Here is a 6,000-nt window from a genome sequence, read left to right as displayed (position 1 = left end):
TCGTCTGCCATCACAAGGTGTCCACCTATTTTGGTGGACACCTCATGCATCAGAGCACTCAAAAGCAAAAGGTGCAGGGAAATTCGCGCTTACGATAGATCGCTTGAATGGTCCGTTAGCTAAATGATGCCGCGCGAGGTCGGCAGCCCTAGCTCACCGGCAGAGGGATCTGGGAATATCAATCGAACGCCGAACCGCTGATCGAGCTTTTCGACGATAGTTTCCATCCCGCCGGGGTCGACATCGGGTTGATGAATCCAATTCTCGGAATTCGCGAGACGAATCGCGCCCACGGCATCGGCGAGCCGCCGCAGATTATCATAGAGCCATTCCGGCGTGTTGACGAGTACGGATGCCGGGTCAACTCTGCCTTCTAGTGGCAACATTAACTCGTCGAAACCATAGAATAGGCGGGATCGCGCTGGATTGCGCAGCATCTCGCCGACAGCTGCAATATCGCCATCCATCAAGATATCGTGCTCGTTGCGCTTAATCACGACCTGCCGCCCAGTCCACATCGAAGGTTTATCGGCCGATGTTCGCACGGCGGCTTGGTACGAGCCAATGACGCGCGAGATGAATTCCGCTCTGACATCCTCGCTTGATGGATCGGACACCGCGACAGTAGCTGGAGAATGCTTGGCGGGACGATGGCGTAACCAGCATAAAGGATTTCGCGCTCCGCTTCTGCCAAACGCGCTTGCAAGTTACCCACATTGGCCTGCAAGTCATCCAAAGTGGCCTTCAAATCATCGGGGCTTTGGAGCAGCCGTCGGACAGGGGGACTACCGATAGAATGATTTTTTTAAAGGTATCGCGCACTCTTGTCGCACGATTGCTCATTCCAACCACCAACTGAGTTATTTCTCCATGCGCGGTGTATGCATCTGCATAGCCGGAAGCCGTCGTGTAGATCGGAGTGGCTCGTTTGAAGCTGTGGCTACACAAAACGACAAGAACTGCAGACAGGCAACTCGTTAGGACACGAAGCCCCATGTGGCGGTTGCAAGCTTTGGCAACCAATGGAAAACGCGTCCACAGGGCACGAAGGATGAGAAGAGAGAGTATCGACTCATACTGCAACGGTAATTGGATGCCCGGAGCAACCGTCTGCTTTGATTTGAAACCTCAACGGTGCAACCAATCTGTAGCCAACTTCACAGTGCCGACGGCTTCAGCGCGTTAATCTTGGATGGCACGCCCCAGAAGGCCAACGGTTCATAATCGGGATAGGGGAAATGACCGCGACGCAGTTCAATCTCGCTTGATCGTGAGCGTCGGCGTTGCGACACAAGATCCAATACTGATATCGGCGCGCCGCTGCAGCAGTTGATGACCCCATTGCAGGCTAGTGGATTCTCAAGAGCCAAAGCGAAATTCGCGGCAACATCGTTGACCGGCAGATAGTCGCGCAGCTGATCGCCCGCCGACATGTTGAAAAATGGAGCGTCTTCGTCAATTGCGCGATCGAGCTGCGCCAACAGGCTCTTTGGGTTTTGCCCCTCGCCATACATATAAAACAGCCGCATCCACTGCAGGGTGAACGGCTTTTGCTCCCGCAAGAACTCCAGGGATTTCCGCAAGGCGTCCTTGGCAAAACCATAGGCCGTGATCGGCGCCGTAGCGCCTTGTTCGGTCAGCGGCCCATACTCCATGCCATATTCAAGGCAGGTCCCCGCCACCATGATTTGCGAGACACCCGCATCCACGGCTGCTTCCAGAAACGATAGGTCAGCAGGAAGATTGCGGCCGAGGTGAAAGAAGTCGCGATAGTTCGGCAGACCGGGCCAGGCCAGATGGATCAGCGCATCCGGCTGAGATCCACCCGAAAGCGCCGGCCGGAAGTCCTGGTGAAGATCGCAGGATATAAATTCCAGCTGCGTGAACCACGGCAGCGATCGGGCCTTCTCGCGGCTGCGGGCGACAGCGACAACAGAATGACCTCGGCCAAGCAGCGTGCTAACAACGTGCCGCCCGACAAACCCCGTCGCGCCTGTCACCAGGACCTTCACGGAATAACCTTGAGTTCCGGAACGGCTATGACGAACTTGCTGCCTGATGCCAGAAGCTGCTGCTGCTGCTGCACGACCTCGTCGGCGATGTTCCAGGGGAAGATGACCACCCAATCGGGCCTGACCTTCGCAAGCTGGGACGGCGGCAGGATCGCGAGGTGATTGCCCGGCATATAGCTGCCCTGCTTGGAGGCCGCGGCATCGCACACGAAACTCACGAGATCATGTTTGACCCCCGCATAGTTCATCAGCGTATTGCCCTTCGCCGCGGCACCATACGCAGCCACCGATTTGCCTGCGCGCTTTTGGGTAATCAGAAATTCAAGGAAGTCATCCTTGACCTTGTCCGCCTTACGCTGAAATCCTTTGTAGATGGCCAGGTCACGCAAGCCATATGCCTTCTCTTTTTCCAGCATATCCATCACAACAGGCTGGTTTTTTCGCGGATCGCTTTCGTGGCATCCGTAGATGCGCAGGCTTCCGCCGTGCGTCGGCAGTTCTTGGAGATCGAAAATGCGCAGTCCTGACCTTGCAAATATGTGGACGACGGCGGTCAGCGAGAGATAAGAAAAATGCTCATGATAGACCGTATCGAATTGATTGAGCCTGATCAGGTTCATCAGATGCGGGAACTCGAGGTTGATGGTGCCCCCCTGCTTCAGCGCGATCCGAAGGCCGTCCGTGAAGTCATTGATGTCAGGCACGTGCGCGTAGACGTTATTACCGCAGATCAGGTCGGCGCGCTTGCCCCCTTCCGCCAGCTCCGTCGCGGTCGCCTCTCCGAAGAACTTGCGCAGCACCGGCACGCCGATTTTTTCTGCAGCGTCGGCGGTACTGCTGGTCGGCTCAACCCCTAGGCATGGGATGTCCGCCGCAACGAAGTTCTTCAGCAGGTAGCCATCATTGGAGGCAACCTCGATCACGAAACTGTCACGGTTCAGCTTCAGGATTTCAGTGATCTTCTGCACGTAACGCGCCGCGTGCTGCAGCCAGCTGCGGGAGGTTGAGGAAAAATACGCATAATCGCGCGAAAACAATTCGTCGGCCGCCGCATAGTCCTCGGTCTGGACTAGCCAGCAATTGTCGCAAACATAGAGCCGCAGCGGAAACGTCATTTCCGGCGCGCGCAGTTGACTAGCCGACAGATAGGCGTTCGACGGCGGCGCGTGACCAAGATCGAGAAAAACGTGTTCGAGCTCGTGATGGCAATGACGGCATTTCATACGACGATTCCTTCGAAATTCGTGTCAAGAAGCCGATGTTGGAGGTCCCTGTCGGACAGTTCGGTCGGCCCCAACGGCCAATCCACGCCAATCATCGGATCATCAAAACGGATAGCGCCTTCTGCTTTGGAGGCATAGAACTCGGTATGCAGATAGAGCAGTTCGGAATCCGGCTCTAGCACCTGGAAGCCATGCGCACATCCTTCGGGGATGACCAAGGCGCGTCGATTGTCCGGCGAGAGTTCCAGTGACGTCCATTTCCGGAACGTCGCCGATCCCTTGCGCAAATCGACGGCCACGTCGAACACGCGACCGCGGAGGCAGCGGACGATCTTCATTTCAGCATGTGGCGCATTTTGATAGTGCAGTCCCCTGAGCGCGCCGACGCGACGGGTGATCGAATGATTGATCTGAACGATCGACCGTGATCCGATGATGCCTTGTTGCTCGCGCGAGCAGAACAGACGGGAGAACGCCCCACGCGGATCTTGGTGGGCCGCGCTCTCCGCAACCCAGACACCCTCGATGCCGGTCTGCTCGAGCTTCATGAAGCCGAACCCTCGGCCCACGCCAACTCGCGGGCACTGGCGCGCGCAACATAGCGATCGAGTTGCTCACGGCTGATAACGTCGCTTCGTTCGAGCCAGACCCGATACCACTCAGCGGTGGCTGTTACTCCTTCGTCGAAAGTCCATACCGGCTGCCAGTGCATGCGCTGACGGGCCTTGTCGCTATCGACCTGAAGCAGATGCGCTTCGTGGGCCTGGATCTGACCGGCGTCGTACCATTCCGCAGCCGGCCATTGCCGCTTGATCGCGTCGAGGACCTGCCGAACCTGGCGGTTGCCTTCCCGATCGGGCCCGAAATTCCAGGCCTCGGCAAAGGTGGGATCGCGTTCGATCAATTTTTGTCCGAGCATGAGATAACCCGAGAGGCATTCGAGAACATGCTGCCAGGGTCGCGTCGCCGTCGGTGATCTGATCTCCACCGGCCTGCCGTGCCGGATCGAGCGCACCAGATCCGGAATCAAACGATCTTCGGACCAGTCGCCGCCGCCGATCACATTACCGGCGCGCGCCGTGGCCAGCAGTGGGGCGTCGGGCGCGTTGAAGAATGAATTCCGGTAACTTGCTGCAACAAGCTCGCTGCCGGCTTTGGACGCACTGTAGGGATCGTGTCCTCCCAGCCGGTCCGTCTCGCGATAGCCCCAGACCCACTCGTTGTTTTCGTAGCACTTGTCGGTCGTTACGACGACGATCGCAGCAAGGCGGTCAGCCTCGCGGCATGCGTCGAGCACGTTAGCAGTGCCCATCACGTTGACGGCCCAGGTCTCCACCGGAGTGCGATAGGAGCGCCGCACCAGTGGTTGGGCGGCCATGTGAAACACAACATCCGGATCTGTCATTCGGACCCGTTCGCGCAGCAATTTTTCGTCGCGAATATCGATGAAGTGGGACTCGATGTCTAGATTCAGCAGGCCGAAATGGTGGGGATCGGTCTCCGGCGGAAGCGCTATTCCCGTCACCTTCGCGCCCAGCGCCTTGAGCCATAGTGCCAGCCAGCTTCCCTTAAAGCCGGTGTGTCCGGTCACCAGCACATGGCGGCCCTTGTAGATATCGCCGAACATTATCACCAACTCTTCCAGGGGGCCTTCCCAGAAGACCACAGTTCTTCGAGATGAGTTTTGTCGCGAAGCGTGTCCATCGCCTGCCAGAAACCGGTGTGCCGAAAGGCGGACAACTGGCCCTCTGCGGCCAGACGCTGCAGTGGTTGTTGCTCCCATACCGTTTCGTCGCCGTCGAGATAGGACAGTACACTGGGTTCGAGCACGAAGAACCCGCCATTGATCCAAGCGCCGTCGCCAGCCGGCTTTTCCTGGAAATGGTGGACTGACTGATTCTCGATATGCAGCGCGCCGTAGCGGCCGGGAGGCTGGATCGCGGTCACCGTCGCCAGCCGCCCGGCCTCGCGATGCTTGGCGAGGAGCGCCGAAATATCAATGTCCGCCACACCATCGCCGTAGGTGAAGCAGAATGCTTCGTTACCAATATATGGCGCGACGCGCCTCAGGCGACCGCCTGTCATGGTAAGCTCGCCGGTATCAACCAAGGTCACTCGCCATGGCTCGGCGAATTTCTGATGAATCTCCATGCTGTTCTCGCGCATATTAAACGTGACATCAGACATGTGCAGGAAGTAATTGGAAAAGTATTCCTTGATGACGTAGCCCTTGTAGCCAAGACAGATCACGAAATCATCGATCCCGTAATGTGAGTACATCTTCATGATGTGCCAGAGGATCGGCTTGCCTCCGATCTCAATCATTGGCTTCGGCTTGAGGTGGGACTCTTCGCTGATACGGGTGCCCAAACCACCGGCGAGAATGATCACTTTCATCTTGTCTCTCACTCAGCTCAGGAACAACAGAATCACCGATTCGGGCCTCGCCCCCGCGGAGCGGCGTGTCCGGTTTCATCGACCTAGGCCCGCTTTTATCAGGAAAAGCCCAAAACCCCATACCGACACGTCCGGCGGAAATCAAGCAGATCTCCCGCGTTCTCGCTCCAACAGAGGCTTTCGGGTAGCGGCGGCTCGGTTTGGCCGGACGAGGCCACTCTTGTAAGGCAGCCTAGAGCGCACTTGAATGCCGTCGTGAACCCGAAATACTCGCAGCTCCCAAGAAGTTCCGCACCAGCCTCGGGCTTTCGGTCAAGGGACTGATGCGCATGATCGCCGATGAGGTTCACTATTAGCAAATCGGTTCC

At 57.5% G+C, this 6,000-nt stretch carries 6 protein-coding genes; all 6 read right to left on the bottom strand.

Features of this window, described 5'->3' with window-relative positions; genetic code table 11:
• Nucleotides 1-119 precede the first annotated feature (119 nt).
• The 6 genes from ABIB90_RS38415 to rfbF all read right to left on the bottom strand — a co-directional run bounded on the left by ABIB90_RS38415 (nucleotide 120) and on the right by rfbF (nucleotide 5,632).
• Nucleotides 120-497, bottom strand: coding sequence for a hypothetical protein (locus ABIB90_RS38415; protein WP_354202630.1), 378 nt, complete (start codon nucleotides 495-497; stop codon nucleotides 120-122).
• Between the two features lie 660 nt (nucleotides 498-1,157).
• Nucleotides 1,158-2,012: an NAD-dependent epimerase/dehydratase family protein gene (locus ABIB90_RS38410; RefSeq protein ID WP_354202629.1), complete on the bottom strand. Its 855-nt coding sequence runs from the start codon at nucleotides 2,010-2,012 to the stop codon at nucleotides 1,158-1,160.
• Entirely contained in the window at nucleotides 2,009-3,235 is a 1,227-nt protein-coding gene (locus ABIB90_RS38405) for a methyltransferase domain-containing protein (protein ID WP_354202628.1), read from the bottom strand. Before ABIB90_RS38405 ends, ABIB90_RS38410 begins: the two co-directional genes overlap by 4 nt.
• Nucleotides 3,232-3,783 (bottom strand): dTDP-4-dehydrorhamnose 3,5-epimerase, encoded by a 552-nt coding sequence (gene rfbC / locus ABIB90_RS38400; protein WP_354202627.1) that lies wholly within the window; start codon nucleotides 3,781-3,783, stop codon nucleotides 3,232-3,234. The genes ABIB90_RS38405 and rfbC overlap by 4 nt, the downstream gene beginning before the upstream one ends.
• Nucleotides 3,780-4,862, bottom strand: a complete 1,083-nt coding sequence (gene rfbG, locus ABIB90_RS38395; RefSeq protein ID WP_354202626.1) for a CDP-glucose 4,6-dehydratase — start codon at nucleotides 4,860-4,862, stop codon at nucleotides 3,780-3,782. Before rfbG ends, rfbC begins: the two co-directional genes overlap by 4 nt.
• Nucleotides 4,863-4,864: 2 nt before the next feature.
• A complete protein-coding gene (rfbF, locus tag ABIB90_RS38390) occupies nucleotides 4,865-5,632 on the bottom strand; it encodes a glucose-1-phosphate cytidylyltransferase (protein WP_354202625.1) in 768 nt (255 codons plus the stop codon).
• Nucleotides 5,633-6,000 lie beyond the last annotated feature (368 nt).

The organism is Bradyrhizobium sp. JR4.1 (assembly GCF_040548605.1).
In the GTDB taxonomy this organism is placed as follows: domain Bacteria; phylum Pseudomonadota; class Alphaproteobacteria; order Rhizobiales; family Xanthobacteraceae; genus Bradyrhizobium; species Bradyrhizobium canariense.
Note: the sequence above shows the minus strand (reverse complement) of the source record. Positions and strands in the feature narration are given on the sequence as shown.